Raw genomic sequence first — 22,700 nt, 5'->3', positions numbered from 1 at the left:
GACGGGCACTTACTCTTCGGCAACGCCGGGGGCGGGCAACTACGTGCCTATTGACCCCGGCGGCGAAATGGTGACCCCATTTTGCATCAAACCGTTCTGCATCGGTCGGCCTGGCTCGATGAAGTCCAGGACGATGCCTTTACGCTCGGCCCATTCGGCCAGCGCCAGCGCAATAAACTCGGGGCCGTTGTCCAAGCGAAGCTTGGCCGGATAACCACGCCATGCGGCGATGCGCTCGAGTGTACGAATCACGCGAGCAGCCGGCAGGTTCAGGTCGACCTCGATCGCCAGCGCCTCACGGCTGAAGTCATCGATCACGTTGAAAGTGCGAAAGCGGCGCCCGTCCCACAAGGCATCGGACATGAAGTCGATCGACCAGCTGTTGTTGATCTGCTCGCCAGACACCAGGGGCATGGGATGCCGGTTTGGCACACGTTTCTTGCCGCGACGGCGACGGTTGAGCTGCATCAGGCAATACACACGCCACACCCTCTTGTGGTTCCACACCCGGCCGCGGCGGCGGATCAGCTGGAACAGCTTGCCGAAGCCGCGCTCAGGAAACCGCTCAGCCAGTTCGGCGAGCAGCGCGATCACTTCCTCATCCCGGTCCGGCCGGCGCCGGTAACGCGCCGTTGACCGGGACAGACCCATCGCCGAACAAGCCCGGCGCTCGCTCCAGCCGTGCTGACTCATCAGCCAGGCAAGCAGCGGGCGTTTGTGCGCCGGGTCTACAACTTTTTTGCGATCAGATCCTTCAGCGCGTGGTTCTCCATCGCCAGCTCGGCGTACATCCGCTTGAGCTTGGCGTGCTCGGCCTCGATGTCGCGCAGCCGCTGCACGTCCGACGCCTCCATGCCGCCGTATTTGGACTTCCACACGTAGTACGTCGCTTCCGATATGCCGAGCTCCCGGCATACATCCTTGACCTGCCGACCACCCTCGACCTGCTTCAGCGTCGCGACGATCTGGCTCTCGGTGAACTTGCTCTTGCGCATCTTTGGTCTCCTTGGGGCTAGTTTGCCCGGAGACCTCCAGTTATGTCTGGACCAAGATTACGGGGAGTCGACAGTGTCAACCGCGGAGCCCTTCGAAGGCCGGCGGAACGGGGAGATTTCGCTTCTTGACACCCGATAAGTGAACCTGACCCCGTTTTGCCCAATCAAGTGCTACAAAGCTAGACCTGACCCCATGTCCTCCATGATCAGTGCATGGGACCTTTGCTTTTTGCGTTACTGGCCCAGCCACTTGACGCGCAAGAACTTTCGGCGTAATTGACATACCTCACTCGATCCCGCCATTTCGATAAATCCGTATGGCCGCCAGGCGCGGCCAACATTCTGGGGAGGTTGGCAAAATCGACACTGAATCAATGATGGGGTGCTTTCTATTAACCGGGAGTGCGGGGTAACGCGAGACTATTAAATGCTACCCGGAGTCGTCGCGTGCATCACTGAGTTTGGTGGCGAGCTAAATAGTTGAACGATTTAATCAGTTGACTTAACCCTATCGATCAGTTCAATTCGTGAATAGATAAAATTGATCTAACTCAATACTTATCGTGAAACCACCTTCCCGTGGAAAGGAGCGTGCCGTGAATATTAGAAATGCTTTGATTGCAATTCTATTGTCTGTCGCTTCAGCCCCGGCATCATCGCAAGTATGGAGAATTGCGCAATTTCTCGCCCAGGGACCTTTTTTTGGGATTGTATACGGCAAAGAGGAATACTGTAAAATAAATTATGTCGTGGTTATCAAAGAGCCGAAGATGACTCACACGAATATGTGGGACGCTGTCGAGGATCCAGCATACAAGGATTTTCAAAAAGCTGAGGCATGGATACGTAAAACGTATCCTGATAAAGTGAAAGGATTGAGGCTACTTCAACTTTCCTTTGGAAGGCCAATAGACTCCGAATTTCCCAACGAGGAAGCCGTGTTTGCCGACATGTTTCGTGCAAATTTTGGCGCCATTGCACCTGATTGCGACGAGACGATCAATGTAAAAAAATCGGGAAAATCGTTTGGCTCCGACGGGTCGTAAATGGGAGGAGAAAGGTACCCTTTTTGTGACCGAAGCCCAAAATAGGGGTCACCATTTCGCCGCCGGGGTCAGCAGGCACGTAGCTGTCCTTCCCCGGCGGCGAAATGGTGACCCTTGTTTTTGCTCCGAGTTGCCTAGAAGAACATGTCGAAAAGGCTGGCCTGGTACGACTTCGGCACAGGGAATAAGTGAACCTGAGCTGGCCCCGTTTTGCTTCGAAAGTCGAACCTGACCCCCGTTTTTACCTAACCCTCCAACATTTGCACTAGTCTCGCGTATTGAGCATCAGGATTTACAGGCGCGTTGAGCGTATTCAGCTGCCAATTCAATTCCTCTTTAGAAGCTAGAATTACGCCCTTCGCCGCAAGCTCGCTCTGCGTAGCTGCAATTTGATTATGGCCAAGCTGGCAAGCGAGGACGGCAACCACTGAGGCTTCTCGGCCATCGGTCGATAAGGCTCTTCTTAATGCCTCGCGGCGATCCACTAACTTGCCCACTTTTGCTGGTACGTCGGCAGTCCGAATAGTGCACTCGACAATTAAAACCTGCCCCGCGGGTGTTATTAATATGAGATCAGGCGAATCCTTTTCCAGCTGAACCATGGCAGAGTAGCCACTCAAATGCGCAAGGGCTGCGACTGCCAACTCGAACTTGTCCTGGTTCACCTCGTCCAAAAGATATCTCTGGACCATCTTCAGGTCGTGATCAAAGTACCGTGTTGAAAGAAGGCGAACATTTCGGGACCGAATCGAATCGGTGAACCACTGCCTTCGGACATACGCGTCTCCTAGAGACAGCATCACTAGCACCGAATCGATGCCCGATATTTCAACTGAAACACTTCCGGTCCTAGTGTGATCGACAGGAGAATCCCACTGAACGTCTCCCCCAAGCTGTCGGCGCCCCGTCACCCCCGGCGAAGGTACTCCACGAACGGCCAATCCGATATCTGAAACATCGAGATTCGCGTGAGATAAAAGCTTTAAGGTCACCGAACCATTTGCCACAGTACATTCCGCAAATACAAGATCGACCGGTGCCTCTGCACGTATCTCGATCGTCCCTGGTACTGGTAAGTCAAGGAGGCTGGAAAAATTTAGCCAACCACATAGGTCCTTAAGCCCATCGAACGGCGGCGTCGCTCGCCGAAGCGCTTCATCCTGGTATTGGTGTCGCGAACATTTTAGTAATGCATCGTTATGACTGGTAGATGTTTTTATTCTAAAGCCGAGGCTATTAAACCATTCATTCGGCGTTTCGATCCATTCAGGAAATCCAATCGACACATCACTGAGTCGGAGCCTCTTGTCATACACAACAACCTCTCCAGCAGCAGCGCCCTGTAGCACTGATATCGAATTTTCTAATCCGACATTCGTTAGTATTTGCTGTCCGAAGATAAAATTTTCGAACCGACTTTCAAAATTGAAGGCCTCTTCATTTCCTGACGAAAGTGGATAAAAGTGGATTTGAACAAAAAGGACTTGAAAAATACCTGCCTCGCCTGTTCTTTCGGCAACGAAGCGAATATCAATGGAGCACGGCCCAGCAATCCATTTTGACAACGCACAAATGTAGTCATCTGTAATACTGGGCATAGAAGTCTCCATAATTCTCAAGTCGGCTGGAAGGCCGCCTGATCTCAAACCATCGGCAGCTTCAACCCTTGCTCTCGCGCACACTCCACCGCGATGTCATACCCCGCATCCGCATGCCGCATAACCCCCGTGGCCGGATCATTCCACAACACCCGCCCAATCCGCTTGTCCGCCTCGGCCGACCCATCACAAACAATCACCACCCCCGAGTGCTGCGAATACCCCATCCCCACCCCGCCGCCGTGATGCAGCGACACCCACGTCGCCCCACCGGCCACATTCAACATCGCATTGAGCAGCGGCCAATCCGACACCGCATCCGAGCCATCCTTCATCGCCTCCGTCTCCCGGTTCGGTGACGCCACCGACCCGGAATCCAGATGATCGCGCCCGATCACCACCGGCGCCTTCAGCTCCCCGTTGCGCACCATCTCGTTGAACGCCAGCCCGAGCTTGTGGCGCAACCCCAGCCCCACCCAGCAGATGCGCGCCGGCAGGCCCTGGAAGCTGATGCGCTCCTTGGCCATGTCCAGCCAGTTGTGCAGGTGGGCGTCGTCGGGGATCAGCTCCTTCACTTTCTGGTCGGTCTTGTAGATGTCTTCCGGGTCGCCGGAGAGCGCCACCCAGCGGAACGGGCCGATGCCGCGGCAGAACAGCGGGCGTACGAAGGCGGGCACGAAACCGGGGAACGCAAAGGCGTTGGTGCAGCCTTCGTCCTTGGCCATCTGGCGGATGTTGTTGCCGTAGTCGAAGGTGGGGACTCCTTTAGCGTGGAAGGCGAGCATGGCCTCCACGTGCACCTTCATCGACTGCTTGGCGGCCTTGGCGGTACCGGCCGGGTCGCTCTTGCGGCGCTCGAACCACTGCTCCACCGTCCAGCCCTGCGGCAGGTAGCCGTTGACCGGGTCGTGCGCGCTGGTCTGGTCGGTAACGGCATCGGGGCGCACGCCGCGCTTGACCAGCTCGGGCAGCACGTCGGCGGCGTTGCCCAGCAGCGCGATGGATTTGGCCTCGCCCGCAGCCGTGTACTTGGCGATGCGTGCCAGCGCGTCGTCGAGGTCGCTGGCCTGCTCGTCGACGTAGCGGGTCTTCAGGCGGAAGTCGATGCTCTTCTGCTGGCACTCGATGTTGAGGCTGCAGGCGCCGGCCAGGGTGGCGGCCAGCGGCTGCGCGCCGCCCATGCCGCCCAGGCCCGCGGTGAGGATCCACTTGCCCTTGAGGTTGCCGGCGTAGTGCTGGCGGCCCATCTCGACGAAGGTTTCGTAGGTGCCCTGCACGATGCCCTGCGAGCCGATGTAGATCCAGCTGCCGGCCGTCATCTGGCCGTACATCATCAGGCCCTTCTTATCGAGCTCGTTGAAGTGCTCCCAGGTGGCCCAGTGCGGCACCAGGTTGGAGTTGGCGATGAGTACGCGCGGCGCGTCCTTGTGGGTGGGGAACACGCCGACCGGCTTGCCGGACTGCACCAGCAGGGTCTCGTCGTCGTTGAGGTCGCGCAGCGCGCGCAGGATGGCGTCGAAGCACTCCCAGTTGCGCGCGGCGCGGCCGATGCCGCCGTACACCACCAGCTCGGCCGGGTTCTCGGCCACCTCGGGGTCGAGGTTGTTCTGCAGCATGCGGAACGGCGCCTCGGTGAGCCAGCTCTTGCAGCTCAGCTCGGTGCCGCGCGGCGCGCGGATGGTGCGGGTGGTGTCGATGCGGGTGGGGGCGTTCATGGCAGGCTCCGGTAAGGCAAGCGCCGATTATAGGTTCGGGCTGCCGGCGACCCGTTGTGCAGGTGCACCGCAGGCGCCGGTGAGCCACTGGCGCGCGGCGTCGAGCGTGGCGTCGCCCTTCGCGGCGGGATCGTCCGGCACCAGCTGGTCGGGCGGCAGGCGGTCGCCGTAGGCGTGGCCGGTGCGGTCGATGTCCACCGTGGTGGTGAGAAAGATCTCGCTGCCATCCGGCAGGTGGTAGCCGGTGTTGCCGGTGGTCAGGCCGGCGGTGGGCTGGCCGAACGAGCGCGTGTCCGGCCGGCCGCGGAAGGCCACCGCCACCACCTCGCCGGAGCTGGCGGTGTGAGGGCCGAGCAGCACCGCGACACGGGCGTGCTCCAGCGCAGGGCCCCTGGGCAGATCCGGATCGAGCGGGCTGGCGGCGTGGATCGGGTACGCCCGCCCCTGTGCATTGCGGAAGCCGGCGATCACGCCCTCGCCCAGCAGCGGACGCAGGCCGGCCAGCATCGGCAGCATGCTGCCGCCGGTATCGCGGCGCAGGTCCACCACCCAGCCGCACGACGCGTTTGCCTGCACGCGGGTGATGTCGGCGATCATCGTGTTGACGAACGCGCGGCGGGCCGCCGCCTGCAATCCGCTGTAACTGGGCATGGCGATGTAGCCGACCCCGCCGGGCATCGCCTCCACCTTCGGCGGAAAGGATTCGAAACCGCCGTGGTCGAGCCGCTGCGCCACCGTCGGCGGCACCATGTGGCTGTGGTGATCGCCCAGCGCGCCCAGCAGCGCGTGGATGGCCGGATACGCCGCAGCCGGCGGGCCCTTGGCCGGCACCATGGCATGCAGCTTAGGCAGCAGCGTCGGCCAGTCCACCTGCGCGGCGTGCAGGGCGTGCCCGCGCACGATGGCGACGGCCGCATCCAGCAGGCTGACCGGGGTGATCGACACGGCGGGCAATGCGTGGGCAGTGAGTCGCAGGTCGGTGGTGCTGACCTCGCCTGCGCCGGTCAACCCGGTGCCGAGGAAGATCTTCTCGGCGTCCGCCGGCACGTCCACCCGCACTTCGCGATGCGCCGCCGCGGTCGTGCCGAACACCGGCTGCAACTGCGAGTTGGCGAACGCCTCCGAGGGGCGCGCACCGTCCACGCGCAGCCAGATCACAGCGCCCCGGGTCGCGTCGCGGGTAGACAGGTCCGCCGTGAGCGTGAGCCGGTGGCCACGGTAGGGCACCGCATCGAGCGCGAGGCCCGACGCGCCGAACCGGCCGGGCAACGGATCGACGCCGCGCAGGGTGACCCGCGCACCCTGCGCATCGCGCGGGTCGCCGATGCCCTGCACCGTGTAGTGCATGCGATCGGAGCCGGTGACGATCCAGGTCGGGGAGGACTGCGCGTGACCGGCGCCGGCCCCGACCAACAGCACTGCGAGCAACCCTGCCCTGAGCATCCAGCGAGCCATGGCGTTCCCTCGACATCGGCGAAGCGTCGAAAGTACGACGGCGCGGCCGCCGGCGCCAGAAGCACCGGGATGCCCCGCGTCGATCCGCAAGTCGTTGCGGCGCGCCGGGGCGCGGGCTACACCAGCAGCCAGCCCGCGTGCAGCGCCAGCACCACCACGCTGATGCCCAGCCGCATGCGGCGGTAGGCCGCCGGCCACAGCGGGTCGCGCAGGTCGATGGCGAGCCAGATCGCGAAGCCGGCGGCGAGCAGCGCCAGCGCGGCGGGCGGGGTGTGCAGCAGCAACAGCGCGGCGAAGGCGATCAGGCTGGGCATCACCGCCTCGACGAAGCGCGTGGGCGCCACGCCGCCGGCCAGGCCGCGGCCCCAGCGGGCACCGCCCAGGAAACTGAGGATCACCGCGCCGTAGGACACGAACACCGCCGCGGCGAAGCCGCTCCACGCCGGCCAGGCGAACGCGGCGATCAGCGCGCCGGCGAACGGCAGCACGCCGCTCCAGCCCAGCGCCAGCATGCCACGCGGCAGGGATTTATCGGATGCATCGACCATGCAGGACTCTCCCGGCCGGCACCGCGCCGGCCCCGCGCGCCATGATCGCCGATGGCGCGCTCCGCCCCAAGGGCAGTCGCGTGCGACTAGGCCTAGGCCGGCAGACCCAGCACCTGCATCCGTGCGCGCAGGCCGTCCGCGCCCTGGAAGTGCCAGCCGTGCATGCCGAGCGCTTCGGCGGCGGCGACGTTCCTCAGCGAGTCGTCGATGTAGAGGGTGCGCGCCGGATCGATCGCGTAGCGCCGGATCAGCCGGTGGTAGATCTCCGGATCGGGCTTGATGAGTTTCTCTTCGCCCGACACCACGATGCCCTCGAACCAGCCGAGAAAGTCGAAGCGCTCGCGCGCCAGCGGAAAGGTTTCCTGCGACCAGTTGGTGAGCGCGTACAGCCGCACGCCTTCGTCGCGCAGCCGGGCGAGCAGGTCCACGGTGGGCTGGATCGGGCCGCGCAGGGTTTCCAGCCAGCGCGCGCGGTAGGCGGCGATCTGCTCGGCATAGTCGGGATATTCCGCGCTGAGGCCGGCCACCGCCTCGGCCCACGGCCGGCCGGCGTCCTGCGCGAGGTTCCAGGCCGGCGTGCACACCTCGGCAAGGAAGCGCTCCATCGCCGTCTCGTCGTCGAACAGCGAGCGGTACAAGTAGCGCGGATCCCAGTCCACCAGCACGCCGCCGAGGTCGAACACCACGGTGTCGACCCGGCTGCCGGCGCGATCGGGCGAAGGCGGCAGGGAGGGCGATGCGGCGGCGGACGACATGGCACGTACCGTGGCGGGAAAGCGCTCATCCTAACGCAGCGCGGCGTGGCTCTCCGGCGCTCGCGGCGAGGTGGTCGGCGATCATCGCGGCGACCGGTGCATGCGCGATGCGCAGCAGGTCGAACACGCCGGCGGCCTGCAGCGGCGCGGCCAGTTCCAGCACTTCGCGCTCGAGGCGCTGGCGGGCGGTTTCATCGGTGGCGGCGAGCAGCTCGCGCAGTCGGGCGACGAAGCGATCGAGCTGCGGTGCGGTAGTGCGCGGCGCGGCGGCGCCCGGCCCGGCTGGCGGATGTGCGGGGCCGGCGAACAGCGCGCCGCGCGCGTGCATCGGACGGAAGGCGGAAGCGAGGCGCTGCATCAGCGTGGGCAGCGGAGCGGAAGCGACTTGCGTGGTCATGGATCGTGCCTCGATGGGGAACGGGAAGCGCGCGGCTTGTCGGCACGCGCGGCATCGGGCACGGTAAGACCTCAACTTAACTTGAGGTCAAGCATGGGCAAGGTATCCGATGTCCCGGCGCTGAGCGTGGGCCAGGTCGCGGCGCGCAGCGGGCTCAGCGTGTCGGCGATCCACTTCTACGAGACCAAGGGCCTGATCCGCAGCTGGCGCAACGCCGGCAACCAGCGGCGCTACCGGCGCGACGTGCTGCGGCGGCTGGCGGTGATCCGGGTGGCGAACCGCACCGGGCTGCCGCTGGCCTCGATCGCCGCCGCACTGGCCGAATTGCCCGACGAGCGCACGCCGACCGTGGCGGACTGGAAGCTGTTGTCCAGCCACTGGCGCGCCGAGCTGGACGAGCGCATCGCGCGGCTCGTGCAACTGCGCGACGAACTCACCGGCTGCATCGGCTGCGGCTGCCTGTCGTTGAAGAAGTGCCCGCTGCGCAATGCGCACGACCGGCTCAGCGAGGACGGCAGCGGCCCGCGCCTGCTCGACGCGGACGCGCTGTAGCGCTGCGCCGCGGCTTGGCGGCCGGCCGCACGCGGAGGCATGATCGCCGGGCCACCAGCCGAGGGAGATCGCCATGACGACCAGGGTGCTGGGCATCGACCTGCACGATGCCGGACGCGACGGGGTGTACCGGGTGGACCCGGACGATCCGGTCACGCTGGTGGGCGACGCGCAGCGCGCGGGGCTCCAGCTGGCGCGCATCGACCTGGCGGACTGCGGCAACGAGGCCACCGCGCTGGAGCGCATTGCGGCGCAGGCCGGCCTGCCGCCCGCGGCCGCCGGCTCGTGGGCGCAGCTCGATGCGGCGCTGCGGGCCGACGGCGGTGCCGGTCGCGTGTTGCTGTTCGACCACGCGGTGACGTTCTGCCGTGCGGCACCGGAGGCCTATGCCGCGAGCCGCCGCGCACTGGAGGAGATGGCGCGCGCCTGGCATGCCCGCGGCGTGCCGTTCTTCGTGTTCATGGAATTCCCGGACAACGAGACCCGCGACGCGGCGATCGACGCCTGAGGCCACCCGGGACGAGCGGCACTGGCGGAGGCCGGGGAGCCGATCGGATGCTCCGCCGCAACCACGCCCCGGAGCGCCGACGATGATCCTGCTCGCTGCCCTGCTGATGACTTCGACGGCGATGCCGTCACCGACCTGCCAGGTATGGCAGCGCGAACAGGCGTTCGCGCGCAGCGTGCGCGAGCACGATGCGGCGGCGTTCCGGCGATTCCTCGCCGCCGATGCAGTGTTCGACGCGAACGGCGAACACCCGCTGCGCGGGCCAGCCGCGATCCTGCCGGCGTGGAAGGCGGTCATCGACGGCAAGGCGCTGCAGCTGGACTGGTACCCGGCGCACGTGGTGACGAGTGCGGACGGGCGGCTGGCGCTGTCGAGCGGACCGTACCGGATGACGACCACCGGCACGGATGGCCGGACGCACACCGTGATCGGTCGCTTCGCGACCACGTGGCGTCGCGGTCGCGACGGCGCGTGGCGGGTGCAGTTCGACGGCGGCGACGAAGGGCGCCCGGCCGACGCCGCGGCACTCGCCGCGTTCGACCAACACCGCGATGCACCCTGCCCCGAAGCACGTTGAGCATTGATGTCCGAAAACGGCGAGTTCCATCGCGGACGCGGTGCTAGCCTGCCGGCATGGACACCTCCACCCTGCTCCCGCGACCGCTGGACACGCGCACCTGCGAACAGGCGCGACTGAGCCGCGACGCGCGCTTCGACGGCCTGTTCTTCACCGCCGTCACCAGTACGCGCATCTACTGCCGCCCGGTGTGCCCGGCGCCGTCGCCGAAGGCGGCGAACGTGCGCTACTACGCCAGCGCTGCCGCGGCCGAGGCGGACGGCTTCCGGCCCTGCCTGCGCTGCCGGCCGGAGCTGGCGCCGGGCAACGATGTCTGGCAGCGCGGTGAGCACGCGGTGGCGCGCGCACTCACGCTGATCGAGCACGGCGAACTGGAGCACGGCTCGGTGGACACGCTGGCGGCGCGGCTGGACCTGGGCGCGCGGCAGCTGCGGCGACTGTTCGTCGAGCACGTCGGCGTGCCGCCGATCCGCGTGCACACCACGCGCCGCCTGCTGTTCGCCAAGCAACTGCTGACCGAGACCGCGATGCCGGTGACCGAGGTGGCGATGGCCGCGGGCTTCGGCAGCCTGCGTCGCTTCAACGCGGCGTTCGCGCAGGCGAACCGGATCGCCCCGCGCGAGCTGCGCCGGCTGCCGCGCGCACCGGCCGGCGCGCCGCTGGTGCTGAAGCTCGGCTACCGCCCGCCGTACGACTTCGCCGCGCTGCTGGCGTTCCTGCGCGGCCGCGCGCTGCCCGGCGTGGAGGCGGTGGACGAAGCCAGCTACAGCCGCGTGTTCGGCGACCCGGCCGCGCCGTCGTGGCTGCGGGTGAGCGTCGGTGCACGCGACGAGCATGCGCTGCGGCTGGAGGTGCACGGCGTGCCGCCGGGCGAACTGCTGGCGGTGGTGACGCGGCTGCGCCGCATGTTCGACCTGGACGCCGCGCCGCAGACGATCGCTGCCGCGTTCCGCCGCGACGCCGTGCTCGGCCCGCTGGTGAGGAAGCACCCGGGACAGCGCCTGCCCGGCGGCTGGGACGGCTTCGAGATCGCAGTGCGCGCGATCCTGGGACAGCAGGTCAGCGTGGCCGCCGCGCGCACGCTGGCAGCGCGGGTGGTCGAGCGCTTCGGCACGCCGGTGGCCGGCGCCCCACCGGGGCTGGCGAAACTGTTTCCCGATGCCGCGCAGCTGGTCGAGGCGGACCTCGGTGCGCTCGGCATCACCACGGCGCGCGCGGCGACGATCCGCGGCGTGGCGCAGGCGCTGCTGGACGGCCGCATCGACTTCCGCCCGGAACAGCCGCTGGATGCGTTCGCGGAACGCTGGGTGGCGCTGCCCGGCATTGGCGCATGGACCGCGCACTACATGGCGATGCGCGGTTTGAGTCACCCCGACGCGTTCCCCGCGGCGGACCTGATCCTGCGCCGCGCGGCCGCCCCCGGTGGCGACGCGTTGAGCACGCGGGCGATGGAGCAGCGCGCCGAGGCATGGCGGCCCTGGCGCGCCTATGCGGTGATGCACCTGTGGCGCAGCGTGGCCGTTGCGCCGAAGACGAAACCGTCCCGATGAACGATACGACGATCCGCTACGTCGACCTGCCCTCGCCCTGCGGCGTGCTGCGGCTCAGCGCCGATGCGCACGGCCTGCGCGGCATCCATTTCGAAGGACGGCGCGGCCACGGCCCGGTGCCTGCCGGATGGGTGCACGATCCGGAAGCGCTGGCCTTCGCACGCGAGGCGCTGGAGGAATATTTCGCCGGCACGCGCACGACATTCGAGCTGCCACTGAACCCGCGGGGCACGCCGTTCCAGCTCGCAGTGTGGCGCGAGCTGTCGCAGATCCCGTACGGCGAGACGATCAGCTATGGCGAGCTGGCACGGCGCGTGGGCGACCCCGGCGCGGCGCGGGCGGTGGGTGCGGCGAACGGCGCCAATCCGCTGCCGATCGTGGTGCCCTGCCACCGGGTGATCGGCGCCAACGGCAACCTCACCGGCTTCGGCGGCGGCCTGCCGAACAAGCGCTGGCTGCTGGCGCTGGAAGCGCGCGTGGCGCGCGGCGACCTGTTCGGCTGAAACTACTCCGGCTCAGTGGCCGGTGGTGGTGTCCTTTTCGGCGGCCACTGGCCGGGGTGCGGGCTGCGGCACCGGCTGCGCCATCAGGGCGTCGCTGTAGCGCTGCACGCGGGCGCGCTGCTGGGCGTTGTAGAGCTGGTCCTGCGCCTGCTTGGCGTTGTCGACCTGCTTGTCGTTCGAGGTGGTGCTGCCCGGCTTGTGCCGCGTGCTCTCCAGCGTGCGCTGGGTCAGCTGGTGCTCGACCTGGGCCTTCTGCAACTGGTCGCGCACCTGGCTCTGCTGCACCGCCTCGCGGAAGCGCTGCTGCGAGCCGGTCGGCTGGATCGGCACCGGGCGCGGGGCCGGCACGGTGGACTGGGCCTGCGCGACGCCAGCGGCAAGCAGGGCCACGGCCATGGTGGCAAGCACGGGGGAGAGCGGGCGGGAACGTGTCATTGTCACACCTGTGCGCGATCATGGCGCGTTGTCATGGATGTGGATCCTAGGTTTCAACGCATGAAATTCCTGTTTCGTTTACTCGCCCTGGCGCTGCTGCCGTTCATCGCGGCCTGCGCAGGGACCCCGGCACGGGATGCCGCAGACCATCGCCCCGCGCCGCTGCTGCTGATCTCGATCGACGGCTATCGCCACGACTACATCGACCGCGACTTCAGTCCGAACCTGGCCGCGCTGGCCCGCGACGGCGTGCGCGCCCGCAGCATGCAGCCCTCGTTCCCCTCGCTGACCTTTCCGAACCACTACACCCTGGTCACCGGCCTGCGCCCGGACCGCCACGGCATCGTGCACAACACGATGGACGATCCGCAGCTGGGCCATTTCGACCTGGGCGATCGCAAGGCGGTGAGCGACGGGCGATGGTGGGACGAGGCGACGCCGCTGTGGATCACGGCCGACCGCCACGGGCTGAAGACCGCGACGATGTTCTGGCCCGGCACCGAGGCCGACATCCAGGGCATGCATCCGGATCACTGGCGCCCCTACGACGGCGACGTCACCGCCGACCAGCGGGTGGACCAGGTGCTGGCCTGGCTCGACCTGCCGGGCGATCAGCGGCCGGGCTTCCTCACCCTGTATTTCGACGCGGTGGACCATGCCGGCCACGACTACGGTCCGGATTCGCCGCAGGTGGACCAGGCCCTGCGCGACACCGACGAGGCGCTGGGCCGGCTGGTCGCCGGGCTGCGCCGGCGCGGCCTGCTCGAGCGCATGAACATCATCGTGGTGTCCGACCACGGCATGGCCACGGTGCCGACGGGCCACGTGATCACGCTGGACGGGCTGCTGCCGCTGGACCAGGTGAAGCTGGTCACCGCCGGCGTGCTGGCCGGCATCGACCCGAAGCCGGGCGCCGACTTCGCCGCGATCGAGGCCCGCATGGAACGGCCGCACGCGCACATGCAGTGCTGGGACAAGTCGCGCGTACCGGCCCGGCTCGCCTATGGCCACAACCCGCGCGTGCCGCAACTGCTGTGTCTGGCGGACACCGGCTGGACGATCTCCACCGAACGCTACATGCGCCGCCACCCGCAGACCCGGACCCGCGGCGAGCACGGCTACGACAACGCCGATCCACGCATGGGCGCGCTGTTCGTGGCGCATGGGCCGGCGTTCGAGCGCGGCGTGGTGCATGGCGCGTTCCCGAACGTGGACGTGTATCCGCTGATGGCGCACCTGCTCGGGCTGCCGGCGCAGCCGAACGATGGCGATTACCGACAGGTCGAAGACATGCTGGTACCGGCGGCGCGCTGAGCGCACTGCCGGACCGCCGCAGGCAGATGCCATAGGCCGATCGGGCCATGGCATGCGCAGGACAAGTGCGCATCATCAACGGTCCCCATCCATCCGTCGCCCCGAATGCATACGATCCTCCGCTACTTCAGCTGCGCCGCCCTCGCCCTCCTGGCAGGCTGCGCTACCCCGGCCACCCGCCACGCCCGGTCGCATGACGCGAAGCCCGCGACGCTGCTGCTGGTTTCGCTCGACGGCTTCCGCGCCGATTACCTGGATCGCGGCCTTTCGCCCACGCTGTCCACGCTGGCGGACGAGGGCGTGCGCGCGAGGGCGATGCGGCCGTCGTTTCCGTCGCTCACGTTCCCCAACCACTACACCCTGGTAACCGGGCGCTACCCGGATGACCACGGCATCGTCGACAACTCGATGTTCGATCCCGCGCTGGGTCGCTTCAGCCTGGGCAACCGCAAGGCGGTGGGCGACGCACGCTGGTGGAACGAGGCCGAGCCGATCTGGGTGACCGCGCAGAAGCAGGGCCTGCGCGCCGCCACACTGTTCTGGCCCGGCTCGGAGGCGGCCATCCATGGCGTGCGCCCGGACCACTGGCTGCCGTACGACGGCGACATGCCGTACGACGCGCGCGTGGACAAGGTGCTGTCCTGGCTGGATCTGCCGGCCGCACAGCGCCCGCAGCTGCTCACGCTGTACTTCGAGGCAGTGGATACCGCCGGGCACTACTACGGACCGGATGCGCCGCAGACCAATGCGGCCATCGGCCAGGTGGATGCCGCGCTGGCGCGGCTGGTGGCCGGGCTGAAGCAGCGCGGCCTGTACGACCGCATCGACCTGATCGTGGTGGCCGACCACGGCATGGCACAGACGCCGCCGGACCAGCGCATCTTCCTCGACGACCTGATCGTGCCGGGGCACGCCACGGTGGTGTCCACCGGCGCGATCTCCGGGATCATCCCGGCGCCCGGCCACGAGGCCGAGGTGGCGAACGCACTGCTGCGCCCGCACCCGCACATGCAGTGCTGGAAGAAATCGGACATCCCGGCCCACCTGCATTACGGCCACAACGCACGGGTGCCCCCGCTGTTCTGCCTGGCGCAGACCGGCTGGCTGATCACCAGCAACACCCGCAGCATGCTCCACCACGGCAAGCCGATCTGGGGCGAGCATGGCTTCGACAACGACGACCCGGCGATGCGCGCGCTGTTCCTGGCGCACGGCCCGGACTTCCGCCAACACGTGGTGGTGCCGGAGTTCCCGAACGTGGACGTCTATCCGCTGATGACCCACCTGCTGCACATCGTGCCCGAGCGCAACGACGGCGATTACCGGCAGGTGGAGGAGATGCTGGTGCCGGCGGCGCGGTGAGGGTTGTCCGCGTTACCGGGATAGCTTGAGCTTGATCGGGTGACCGTTTAGGGCATCCGCACGGTTGTCTGAGTGCCACGCTGCCGCAGCTCAAAGCGGCTCGGCGCGCAGGAAAAGCAGGGCTTTCGTGCGCCTTCGGCGCCCGAGTCACTTTCTCTTGGATCGCCAAGAGAAAGTAACCAAAGAGAAGGCGACCCTCCTCGGCGCTTGCCGGGCTGAGCCCGGCAAGTCCGTGAGCCGCGGCCGGGCTTTTCGACAGGGCTTCCTGCCCTGACGAAAAGGCATCGGCGTCCCTGCCGATGCCCCTGCGGGCCTGTCGTCCGCGCCTCACCGCCTCACAAGGGAGGGGGCGCTCAAAAGCAAAAGCAAAAGCAAAAGCCAAAGCCAAAGCCAAAGCACAGGCGATGGTGATCGCGTAAGCGATCGCCGAGCCTGGGCGCGCTGCTTTTGACCTTCCCTCCCCTCTGCAGCGGCGGCCGGGCGGAGGATCAGCCCGTAGGGTGGCCGGCATGGATGCCGGCCAGTTTGGCGTCAGTCCATGGATGGACTGTCGACAAACCCCGCAGCCCGGACGCGGACCTCCCGGGCCAACGGCCCGGGAGGCGCGGAAGCGGGGTGGCCTCTCTTTTGGTTACTTTTCTCTGGCCAAACAGAGAAAAGTGACTCGGCCTCCGCAGGAGGACGAAACCGCTCTTCGCTCTGATGCTGCGCACAACGAGAACTGCGGAAAGACACTGGATGGCCGGCTTCCGCCATTGAAACGCACCTCCCGCTTGACCAGCCTGCGGCTGTTGAAAAGCTCTTCGCGGGAATGACGGCGGTGGGGCGTGCGGCAACGCTTGGCGCGCGACACTCTCACCCCTCAACTGCGACGGCCGAGCCGACAAAAAGCCCCCTCACGGCATCGCCCCGCGACTGGTCGGCTGCGGCAGCGTCGCTACGTTGACCAGTGGCGGCAGGCGATACAGCCGCCACGCCACCAGCAGGCCGGCCAGCACCAGCGCGCCGACGAAACCGACCACGCCGTTCCAGCCGTGCGCGGCGTAGAACAGCCCGCCACTGGCGCCGGCGATGCTCGAGCCCATGTAGTACGAGAACAGGTACACGCTCGAGCCCTGCGCCTTGGCCGTGCCGGCGCGACGGCCGACCCAGCTGCTGACGATGGAGTGGCCACCGAAGAAGCCGAAGGTGATCGCCACGATGCCGAGCAGGATCAGCGGCAGCGGCGCGGCGGCGGTTAGCGCCACGCCGGCCAGCATCAGCGCGAACGCGCTCCACAGCACCTTGCGCCGGCCCAGCCGGCCGGCCAGGTGGCCCATCCAGGTGGAGCTGAAGGTGCCGATCAGGTAGATGCCGAAGACCAGGCCGACCGCGGTCTGGCTGAGGTGGTACGGCGCGGCCAGCAGGCGATAGCCCAGGTAGTTGTAGACGGTGACGAAGGCGCCGAGCAGCAGGAAACCCTCGGCGAACAGCCACGGCAGGCCGGGGTCGCGGAACAGGCCGGCGAAGCGGCCGAGCAGGCTGCGCAGGTGGAACGGCCGCGCGATGAAATGCCGCGACGGTGGCAGGCTGCGCCAGAACAGCAGGCAGGCCACCAGGCCTACCGCGCCCACCGTGCCCATGCCCACGCGCCAGCCGAAGTGGTCGGTCAGCACGCCGGCGATCAGCCGTCCGCTCATGCCGCCGATCGCGTTGCCACTGATGTACAGGCCCATGCCCAGGCCGATCGAGTCGTGGTGCACCTCCTCGGCAAGGTAGGTCATCGCCACCACCGGCACCCCGCTCAGGGTGAAGCCGAGCAGCATGCGCAGCGCAAGCAGCAGCGGCCACTGCTGCACCATCGTGCTGGCCAGCACCAGCAGCGCGGAGGACAGCAGCGAAGCGACCATCACCGACTTGCGCCCCACCGCGTCGGACACCCCGCCCATGAACAGCATGGCGAACGCCAGCACGCCAGTGCTCAGCGACAGCGATAGCGCGCTGGTCGCCGCGCTGACCCCGTAGTCGCGGCTGAACTCGGGCATCAGCGGCTGCACGCAGTACAGCAGGCCGAAGGTGGCGAAGCCGGCGGCGAACAAGGCCAGGTTGGTGCGCCGGAAGGCCGCGGTGCCGTGGCGGATGGCCTCGTGCGAAGCGTCCGCGGGGGCGGGGGCGGCGGCAGATGACGGGGGCATGACCTTGGGGGAGGATCGGAAAGCGCGCAGCTTACGCTGCCTGATCCGGACTATCGACAACGCCGTCCCACGCGGGACGCTCCGGCCATCGGTCAACCAGGGCCGGTGCTGGCATCCGCCTGGGCCAGCGGCAGATGCAGGCAGACTTCCAGTCCACCGCCCTCGGCGTTGCGCGCAACCACCCGCCCACCGTGCACACGGGCCACGCGCTGCACGATGCCCAGGCCCAGCCCCTGCCCTTCGGCACGCCCCGCATTGCTGCCGCGGAAGAACGGACGGAACAGCGACGCCAGCTCCGCTGCGGGTACACCCGGCCCGTGGTCGCGGACGCTGAACTCCGCCTCGCTGCCGACGGTGCGCACATGCAGCTCGACCGCGCCACCCTCGCCACTGAACTTCAGGGCATTGCCGAGCAGGTTGTCGATCGCCCGTTCGAGCAACTGCACGCTGCCATCGACCCACACCGATCCGGTCGCATCGCAGGTCAATGCCATCCCGCGCGTGGAGGCCTCCAGTGCCGCCTGCCCTACGGCATGCCGCACCAGCTCCGACAGATCCACCGGCTCGCGCCGGTCGCCCGGCAGGCCGCCTTCCAGCCGCGACAGCGCGAGCATCTCGCCGGTCATGCGGTCCAGCCGCTCGATCTCCTGTTCGGCGCGGGCGAAGTAGCCGGCGGCCTCGTCGGGATCGCGACTGCGCCGCGCGAAATCCAGCAGCAGCTGCAGCCGCGCCAGCGGCGAGCGCAGTTCGTGGGAGAGGTCCTGCAGCACCCCGCGGTCGTGCGCGACCAGCGCCTCGATGCGCTCGGCCATCGCGTCGAAATCGCCGGCCAGCTGCGCCAGCTCGTCGCGGCCGCGACCGTCCTTCCATCGCACGCGGGTGGACAGCTCGCCGGCCGCCATGCGCCGGGTCGCCGCACGCAGCGCCGCCACCGGGCGCGCCACGCTGCGCGCGATCCACCAGCCGATCACGCCGATCAGCAACAGCGAGAGCGCGGCCTGCACGGCGAGCAGGATGGTCTGCCGGGTGTGCTGGTGCAGCCGGGTGTGGGTGCGACTGAGGGCCACCAGCTGGCGCGTCCGGCCGTCGGCACCCTGTACCGGCTGCACGGCCAGGTAAAGCCCCGGACGCGGCTGCACCAGCACGTCGTGCCCGGCAGCGAGCCAGGTGGGAAGGTCGCGCAGCATGGTCGGCCCCGCACGGAACGGCGTCAGCGGGCGGCCGTCCTCGAACAGCGTCGCCTCGATCCCCTCCCGGCGCTGCTCGTGCGACCACTCGACCAGCCCGCGGCCGCCGCCGGTGTCGTAGGCGTGGCTGGCATCCCGGGCCAGCGCCGACCAGTCGATCTCCACGGCCGTGCTGTACTCGATGAAACGCTGCGCCAGCGAACCGCCGACGAACAGCACCACCAGGTTGGCCAGGCAGAAGCCGATCAGCAGGCGCCGGTAGAGCGAGCTGCGCAACGGGTTCATGCGCCACCCGCCAGCAGCAGGTAGCCGGAACCGCGCACCGACTCGATCCGCGGCGCATCGGCGGACGCCTCGGCCAGCTTGTGCCGCAGGCGGCTGATGTGCACGTCGATGCTGCGGTCGAAACGTTCCAGCTCGCGCCCGAGCGCGAGCCGGGTGAGCGTGGCCTTGTCCACCAACTCGCCCGCGCGCTGCGCCAACGCCAGCAGCAGCGAAAACTCGGCACCGGTCAGCGTCAGCTCCTGCGCGTCGACAAAGGCCTGGCGGTCGCCCGGCTGCAGGCGCAGGTGGCCGACCTGCACGTTCGCCGCCGCCTCCGGCGTCTGCCGGCGCAGCTGCGCGCGCACGCGGGCGAGCAGCTCGCGCGGCAGGCAGGGCTTGGACAGGTAGTCGTCCGCTCCCAGTTCGAGCCCGATCACCCGGTCCACCGGCTCGCCGCGCGCGGACAGCATGATCACCGGCAGCCGCTGTTGCATGCGCAGTTCGCGCAGCGTCTCCAGGCCGTCGCGGCCGGGCATCATCACGTCGAGGATCAGCAGGTCCGGGCGCTGCGCACCGTCGCGCAGGCGCGCCAGCGCGGCCTCGCCGTCGTGCACCACGTCCACGGCAAAACCCTCGCGTTGCAGGTACTCGGCCAGCAGCCCGGTCAGGGCACGGTCGTCGTCGGCGATCAGGATCCGTTGCATGGCGGCCATTTCAGTGGGGCCGCGGCGCGGACGCCACGGGCTTTACGCATCTTTACCTACGCGCAAAGAACATACACGCGGGGGTGTCGTCCAATGATCGCAAGTCCTCCACCCACGCAAGAGGTGTTACCCATGCGCAAGACGACCACCCTCGGCCTCATCCTCGCTTCGGCCCTGACGATCACCGGCGCGGCCTTCGCCGCCGGTGGCAACCATGATGGCGGGCACCGCTTCGGCGACCATGGCCATCGCGGCCACCACGGCATGCACGAGGCCTTCGCCAAGCTCAACCTCACCGACGCGCAGAAGGCCAGCATCAAGCAGATCACCCAGGCCAGCCGCGAGCAGAACAAGGGGCAGTGGCAGGCGCTGCGTACCCAACGCGCGGCGTTCGAGCAGATGACCCCGGACCAGGTTGGCTACCAGGCCGCCGCGGCCCGCCTGGCGCAGGCGGAAGGCCAGGCGACCCAGACCCGCATCGAGCAGCGCGCCAGGGTGAAGGCGCAGATCTACGCGGTGCTGACGGCGCAGCAGAAGGCCCAGCTGGCGACCATGCGCAGCCAGCGCGAGGCGCGCCGCGAGCAGTGGAAGGAGTTCCGCCAGAGCCATCCGGTGCCGTCGGCCAGTCCGGCCCAGTAAGCCCCTCGGCCCCCTCCGCAAAAGACCGGGCGCCAGCGCAGGCTGGCGCCCTTTTTCGTTCCGCTCACGGGGCCTCCACGGCGCGAAGACAAGGCGCAAGCGCGCCCTTCATGCAGGGCACCGGACCATCCCGGCAAACCCGGGAGTCGCCCATGAAACGCCTCTGCCTGATCACCGCCAGCCTTGCCCTGCTCGCCGGATGCCACGGCGAACCGACCGATGCGTCGTCCGCTGCGCACACACCGACGCCCCACGTGTTCACCGCCCCGCCGCTGGGACTGTCGATCGCCATCCCGGCCGACATGACGCTGCGCCGCGATTTCGATCGCAGCTATCTGGATGCCGCGGCATGGCAGGCCTTCGCCGGCGGCAAAGGGCAAGGTCACCCGCTGGCCGCGCTGATGCTGAAAGGATCGGACCGGATCACCGCCGCCGAGCTGCGCATCAGCGAGAGAGGCGATGCCGACGCACTGGCGCACTGCGAGGACACGCCGGCCAGCGCCGAACCCGGATCGATCGCCAGCCAGGCGCTCGGCGGCGTGTCCTTCCAGCGCTTTCGCGCCGGCGACGCGGCGATGAGCCACTACCTGCAGGTGGAGGGTTACCGTGCAGTGCGCAACGACCGCTGCGTGGCGATCGACCTGCTGGTATACGGCACCCGACCGGAGGTCTACGCCCCGCCGCGCACGCCGCCCTTCAGCTAGGCCCAGGCATGGAAGGCACTGCACGCCGCGCTGGCCGGACTGCACTGGTCACGCTGAGCGCTCAGCGAACGCGCCAGTGGCCGGCGACCCATACATGCGGCGCGGCCCAGTAGCCCGGTATCCACACGCGCGCATGACCGCGGGCCGGCACCACGATGCAACCGGCCAACAGCGCGCTGGCGCCCAGCAAGGCGGTGGAGATCAACAGACGTGATGCGAATCGGCGCATGGCGCACTCCCGGCGTGGATGGTGCTGACAGGAACGCCTGAAGCGGCTCACAGCCGACCGCCTAGGAAGCTTTCAGATGGCTGCCGTTCACCCGCTTCGACCAAGGCGCGCCACCGTCGCGCGGTAACGGGCGGCGATGCGCTCCTCGTCGTGATGCACGAAGTCGCGCACCACCCAGCGGCCGCCGCACATCACGTGGCGCACCAGCGGCACGTTGCCTGCGAACAGGAAGCTGTCCATCGCCGAGGTGGCGTCGCGTGCGGCGAGCAGCGGGGCCTGGTCATCCAGCACCAGCAGGTCGGCACGCCGCCCCGCTTCCAGCGCGCCGATCGGCAGACCGGAGGCCTGCGCACCGCCGCGCAGGGCGGCGGACCAGAGCGTTTCGCCCACGCTGGCGCCCTCGCCGCGCGAAGCGATGTTGCGATGGCGGGTGACCAGCCGCTGGCCGTATTCGAGCCAGCGCAGTTCCTCCACCGGCGACACCGAGATGTGCGAGTCCGAGCCGACGCCGAGGACGCCGCCGGCATCGAGGTAGTCGGCCAGCGGGAACAGGCCGTCGCCGAGGTTCGCCTCGGTGGTCGGGCACAGGCCTGCGACCGCGCCGCTGCGCGCCAGACGCGAGGTCTCGTGGCCGGTCAGGTGGGTGGCGTGGACCAGGCACCAGCGCGCGTCGACCTCGGCGTGGTCGAGCAGCCATTCGACCGGTCGCGCACCGCGCACGGCCAGGCAGTCCTGCACCTCGCCGACCTGCTCGGCGATGTGGATGTGGATCTGGCGGTCCTGCGCCGCGCCCGTCGCCAGCAGGGTGCGCATCGCGGTCTCCGGCACCGCGCGCAGCGAGTGCAGCGCGATCCCCACCCGCAGGTCGGCCGATTCGTGCGCGCGCAGCGCCTCGAGCAGGCGCAGGTAGTCGGACACCTCCGCATGGCCGAAGCGGCGCTGTCGCGGCGCCAGCGGGCGGCCGTCGAAACCGCCGGTCATGTACAGCACCGGCAGCAGGGTCAGTGCGATGCCGGCTTCCTTCGCCGCCTCGACCAGCGCCAGCGACATCGCTTCGGGCTGCGCGTAGGGCGTGCCGTCCGGCTGGTGATGCACGTAGTGGAACTCGCAGACCTGGGTATAACCGGCCTTGAGCATCTCCACGTAGAGCTGGGCGGCGATCGCCTGCAGCGATTCCGGATCCAGCGCGGCGGCGAAGCCGTACATCGCCTCGCGCCAGGTCCAGAAGCTGTCGTTGCCGGGGCCGCGCCGTTCGGCCAGCCCGGCCATGGCGCGCTGGAACGCGTGCGAATGCAGGTTGGGCATGCCCGGCAGCACCCAGCGGCCGAGGGGCTCGCCGACCGCATCGGGCGACTCGGCCAGATGCCCGGTGGCATCGACGGCCAGCTGGCCGCCGGCCCGCCAGCCCTGGGGCGTCCAGTGGACATCGGCACTGGGGGATTCTTGCGAAACCGGCGACATCATGGGGGCGATCCGTCGAAAAGCCCCA

At 68.0% G+C, this 22,700-nt stretch carries 22 protein-coding genes and 1 pseudogene; 10 read left to right on the top strand and 13 right to left on the bottom strand.

Annotated features, from left to right (window positions below; all coding sequences use genetic code 11):
- Nucleotides 1-81: 81 nt before the first annotated feature.
- A pseudogene (locus C693_RS22845) lies at nucleotides 82-995 on the bottom strand (IS3 family transposase); the annotation flags it as partial.
- 596 nt (nucleotides 996-1,591) lie between these two features.
- Between C693_RS22845 and C693_RS23510 the strand changes: the two are divergent.
- Nucleotides 1,592-2,041, top strand: coding sequence for a hypothetical protein (locus C693_RS23510; RefSeq protein WP_157798528.1), 450 nt, complete (start codon nucleotides 1,592-1,594; stop codon nucleotides 2,039-2,041).
- Nucleotides 2,042-2,286: 245 nt separating this feature from the next.
- Here C693_RS23510 and C693_RS23505 read toward each other — a convergent pair whose 3' ends face one another.
- The 6 genes from C693_RS23505 to C693_RS0101350 all read right to left on the bottom strand — a co-directional run bounded on the left by C693_RS23505 (nucleotide 2,287) and on the right by C693_RS0101350 (nucleotide 8,509).
- The gene (locus C693_RS23505; RefSeq protein ID WP_157798527.1) at nucleotides 2,287-3,639 is read right to left on the bottom strand and encodes a hypothetical protein; all 1,353 of its coding nucleotides are present in this window, start codon (nucleotides 3,637-3,639) and stop codon (nucleotides 2,287-2,289) included.
- Nucleotides 3,640-3,683: 44 nt separating this feature from the next.
- The gene (gene hutU, locus C693_RS0101370; RefSeq protein WP_017460453.1) at nucleotides 3,684-5,354 is read right to left on the bottom strand and encodes a urocanate hydratase; all 1,671 of its coding nucleotides are present in this window, start codon (nucleotides 5,352-5,354) and stop codon (nucleotides 3,684-3,686) included.
- Nucleotides 5,355-5,381: 27 nt separating this feature from the next.
- Complete coding sequence (locus C693_RS0101365) at nucleotides 5,382-6,809, bottom strand: S41 family peptidase (RefSeq protein ID WP_083868196.1); 1,428 nt, start codon at nucleotides 6,807-6,809, stop codon at nucleotides 5,382-5,384.
- A 116-nt stretch (nucleotides 6,810-6,925) separates the two neighbouring features.
- On the bottom strand, nucleotides 6,926-7,357 hold the full coding sequence (locus C693_RS0101360; protein ID WP_017460451.1) for a DUF3429 domain-containing protein: 432 nt from the start codon (nucleotides 7,355-7,357) through the stop codon (nucleotides 6,926-6,928).
- Between the two features lie 92 nt (nucleotides 7,358-7,449).
- Entirely contained in the window at nucleotides 7,450-8,112 is a 663-nt protein-coding gene (locus C693_RS0101355) for an HAD family hydrolase (protein ID WP_017460450.1), read from the bottom strand.
- A 25-nt stretch (nucleotides 8,113-8,137) separates the two neighbouring features.
- Nucleotides 8,138-8,509, bottom strand: coding sequence for a hypothetical protein (locus C693_RS0101350; protein ID WP_017460449.1), 372 nt, complete (start codon nucleotides 8,507-8,509; stop codon nucleotides 8,138-8,140).
- Between the two features lie 93 nt (nucleotides 8,510-8,602).
- Between C693_RS0101350 and soxR the strand changes: the two genes are divergently transcribed.
- The 5 genes from soxR to C693_RS0101325 all read left to right on the top strand — a co-directional run bounded on the left by soxR (nucleotide 8,603) and on the right by C693_RS0101325 (nucleotide 12,199).
- Complete coding sequence (soxR, locus tag C693_RS0101345; protein WP_017460448.1) at nucleotides 8,603-9,061, top strand: redox-sensitive transcriptional activator SoxR; 459 nt, start codon at nucleotides 8,603-8,605, stop codon at nucleotides 9,059-9,061.
- A gap of 73 nt (nucleotides 9,062-9,134) precedes the next feature.
- The gene (locus C693_RS22435) at nucleotides 9,135-9,569 is read left to right on the top strand and encodes a barstar family protein (protein WP_017460447.1); all 435 of its coding nucleotides are present in this window, start codon (nucleotides 9,135-9,137) and stop codon (nucleotides 9,567-9,569) included.
- Nucleotides 9,570-9,651: 82 nt separating this feature from the next.
- Nucleotides 9,652-10,146, top strand: coding sequence for a YybH family protein (locus tag C693_RS0101335; RefSeq protein WP_017460446.1), 495 nt, complete (start codon nucleotides 9,652-9,654; stop codon nucleotides 10,144-10,146).
- Between the two features lie 56 nt (nucleotides 10,147-10,202).
- Nucleotides 10,203-11,696: a DNA-3-methyladenine glycosylase 2 family protein gene (locus C693_RS0101330; protein WP_017460445.1), complete on the top strand. Its 1,494-nt coding sequence runs from the start codon at nucleotides 10,203-10,205 to the stop codon at nucleotides 11,694-11,696.
- Nucleotides 11,693-12,199: a methylated-DNA--[protein]-cysteine S-methyltransferase gene (locus C693_RS0101325; protein WP_017460444.1), complete on the top strand. Its 507-nt coding sequence runs from the start codon at nucleotides 11,693-11,695 to the stop codon at nucleotides 12,197-12,199. The genes C693_RS0101330 and C693_RS0101325 overlap by 4 nt, the downstream gene beginning before the upstream one ends.
- 12 nt (nucleotides 12,200-12,211) lie before the next feature.
- On the opposite strand, the gene C693_RS23500 is transcribed toward C693_RS0101325, so the two are convergent.
- The gene (locus C693_RS23500) at nucleotides 12,212-12,634 is read right to left on the bottom strand and encodes a hypothetical protein (protein ID WP_157798526.1); all 423 of its coding nucleotides are present in this window, start codon (nucleotides 12,632-12,634) and stop codon (nucleotides 12,212-12,214) included.
- A gap of 60 nt (nucleotides 12,635-12,694) precedes the next feature.
- On the opposite strand from C693_RS23500, the gene C693_RS0101315 reads away from it, so the two are divergent.
- Complete coding sequence (locus tag C693_RS0101315) at nucleotides 12,695-13,948, top strand: ectonucleotide pyrophosphatase/phosphodiesterase (RefSeq protein ID WP_017460442.1); 1,254 nt, start codon at nucleotides 12,695-12,697, stop codon at nucleotides 13,946-13,948.
- Between the two features lie 105 nt (nucleotides 13,949-14,053).
- Nucleotides 14,054-15,310 (top strand): ectonucleotide pyrophosphatase/phosphodiesterase, encoded by a 1,257-nt coding sequence (locus C693_RS0101310; protein ID WP_017460441.1) that lies wholly within the window; start codon nucleotides 14,054-14,056, stop codon nucleotides 15,308-15,310.
- 896 nt (nucleotides 15,311-16,206) lie between these two features.
- Here C693_RS0101310 and C693_RS0101305 read toward each other — a convergent pair.
- From C693_RS0101305 to C693_RS0101295, 3 genes are all read right to left on the bottom strand, one after another.
- Nucleotides 16,207-17,484, bottom strand: a complete 1,278-nt coding sequence (locus tag C693_RS0101305) for an MFS transporter (protein ID WP_017460440.1) — start codon at nucleotides 17,482-17,484, stop codon at nucleotides 16,207-16,209.
- A 92-nt stretch (nucleotides 17,485-17,576) separates the two neighbouring features.
- Nucleotides 17,577-18,956 (bottom strand): sensor histidine kinase, encoded by a 1,380-nt coding sequence (locus C693_RS0101300; RefSeq protein ID WP_017460439.1) that lies wholly within the window; start codon nucleotides 18,954-18,956, stop codon nucleotides 17,577-17,579.
- Nucleotides 18,953-19,639 (bottom strand): response regulator, encoded by a 687-nt coding sequence (locus C693_RS0101295; RefSeq protein WP_026107090.1) that lies wholly within the window; start codon nucleotides 19,637-19,639, stop codon nucleotides 18,953-18,955. The genes C693_RS0101300 and C693_RS0101295 overlap by 4 nt, the downstream gene beginning before the upstream one ends.
- Nucleotides 19,640-19,771: 132 nt before the next feature.
- Here C693_RS0101295 and C693_RS0101290 point away from each other — a divergent pair, with 132 nt between their 5' ends.
- Together C693_RS0101290 and C693_RS0101285 are read left to right on the top strand one after the other, a co-directional pair.
- Entirely contained in the window at nucleotides 19,772-20,278 is a 507-nt protein-coding gene (locus C693_RS0101290) for a Spy/CpxP family protein refolding chaperone (protein ID WP_017460437.1), read from the top strand.
- Nucleotides 20,279-20,430: 152 nt separating this feature from the next.
- Nucleotides 20,431-20,982, top strand: a complete 552-nt coding sequence (locus C693_RS0101285; protein ID WP_017460436.1) for a hypothetical protein — start codon at nucleotides 20,431-20,433, stop codon at nucleotides 20,980-20,982.
- 61 nt (nucleotides 20,983-21,043) lie between these two features.
- Here C693_RS0101285 and C693_RS23495 read toward each other — a convergent pair whose 3' ends face one another.
- Together C693_RS23495 and C693_RS0101275 are read right to left on the bottom strand one after the other, a co-directional pair.
- Nucleotides 21,044-21,211 (bottom strand): YXWGXW repeat-containing protein, encoded by a 168-nt coding sequence (locus tag C693_RS23495; protein ID WP_017460435.1) that lies wholly within the window; start codon nucleotides 21,209-21,211, stop codon nucleotides 21,044-21,046.
- Nucleotides 21,212-21,298: 87 nt separating this feature from the next.
- Nucleotides 21,299-22,675: a formimidoylglutamate deiminase gene (locus tag C693_RS0101275; RefSeq protein ID WP_017460434.1), complete on the bottom strand. Its 1,377-nt coding sequence runs from the start codon at nucleotides 22,673-22,675 to the stop codon at nucleotides 21,299-21,301.
- Between the last annotated feature and the right edge of the window lie 25 nt (nucleotides 22,676-22,700).

The organism is Dyella ginsengisoli LA-4 (genome assembly GCF_000334915.1).
Taxonomy (GTDB): Bacteria; Pseudomonadota; Gammaproteobacteria; order Xanthomonadales; family Rhodanobacteraceae; genus Dyella_A; species Dyella_A ginsengisoli_A.
The sequence above is the reverse complement of the archived record's forward strand: the minus strand, read 5'-3'. Positions and strand labels throughout refer to the sequence as shown.

Coding starts and splice junctions, on each gene's coding strand:
- C693_RS0101310 (WP_017460441.1), top strand. CDS start 14,054: ATGCATACGATCCTCCGCTACTTCAGCTGCGCCGCCCTCGCCCTCCTG.
- C693_RS23500 (WP_157798526.1), bottom strand. CDS start 12,634: ATGACACGTTCCCGCCCGCTCTCCCCCGTGCTTGCCACCATGGCCGTG.
- C693_RS0101290 (WP_017460437.1), top strand. CDS start 19,772: ATGCGCAAGACGACCACCCTCGGCCTCATCCTCGCTTCGGCCCTGACG.
- C693_RS23505 (WP_157798527.1), bottom strand. CDS start 3,639: ATGCCCAGTATTACAGATGACTACATTTGTGCGTTGTCAAAATGGATT.
- C693_RS23495 (WP_017460435.1), bottom strand. CDS start 21,211: ATGCGCCGATTCGCATCACGTCTGTTGATCTCCACCGCCTTGCTGGGC.
- soxR (WP_017460448.1), top strand. CDS start 8,603: ATGGGCAAGGTATCCGATGTCCCGGCGCTGAGCGTGGGCCAGGTCGCG.
- hutU (WP_017460453.1), bottom strand. CDS start 5,354: ATGAACGCCCCCACCCGCATCGACACCACCCGCACCATCCGCGCGCCG.
- C693_RS0101355 (WP_017460450.1), bottom strand. CDS start 8,112: ATGTCGTCCGCCGCCGCATCGCCCTCCCTGCCGCCTTCGCCCGATCGC.
- C693_RS0101365 (WP_083868196.1), bottom strand. CDS start 6,809: ATGGCTCGCTGGATGCTCAGGGCAGGGTTGCTCGCAGTGCTGTTGGTC.
- C693_RS0101330 (WP_017460445.1), top strand. CDS start 10,203: ATGGACACCTCCACCCTGCTCCCGCGACCGCTGGACACGCGCACCTGC.
- C693_RS22435 (WP_017460447.1), top strand. CDS start 9,135: ATGACGACCAGGGTGCTGGGCATCGACCTGCACGATGCCGGACGCGAC.
- C693_RS0101325 (WP_017460444.1), top strand. CDS start 11,693: ATGAACGATACGACGATCCGCTACGTCGACCTGCCCTCGCCCTGCGGC.
- C693_RS0101295 (WP_026107090.1), bottom strand. CDS start 19,639: ATGCAACGGATCCTGATCGCCGACGACGACCGTGCCCTGACCGGGCTG.
- C693_RS0101275 (WP_017460434.1), bottom strand. CDS start 22,675: ATGATGTCGCCGGTTTCGCAAGAATCCCCCAGTGCCGATGTCCACTGG.
- C693_RS0101305 (WP_017460440.1), bottom strand. CDS start 17,484: ATGCCCCCGTCATCTGCCGCCGCCCCCGCCCCCGCGGACGCTTCGCAC.
- C693_RS0101285 (WP_017460436.1), top strand. CDS start 20,431: ATGAAACGCCTCTGCCTGATCACCGCCAGCCTTGCCCTGCTCGCCGGA.
- C693_RS0101300 (WP_017460439.1), bottom strand. CDS start 18,956: ATGAACCCGTTGCGCAGCTCGCTCTACCGGCGCCTGCTGATCGGCTTC.
- C693_RS0101360 (WP_017460451.1), bottom strand. CDS start 7,357: ATGGTCGATGCATCCGATAAATCCCTGCCGCGTGGCATGCTGGCGCTG.
- C693_RS0101315 (WP_017460442.1), top strand. CDS start 12,695: ATGAAATTCCTGTTTCGTTTACTCGCCCTGGCGCTGCTGCCGTTCATC.
- C693_RS0101335 (WP_017460446.1), top strand. CDS start 9,652: ATGATCCTGCTCGCTGCCCTGCTGATGACTTCGACGGCGATGCCGTCA.
- C693_RS0101350 (WP_017460449.1), bottom strand. CDS start 8,509: ATGACCACGCAAGTCGCTTCCGCTCCGCTGCCCACGCTGATGCAGCGC.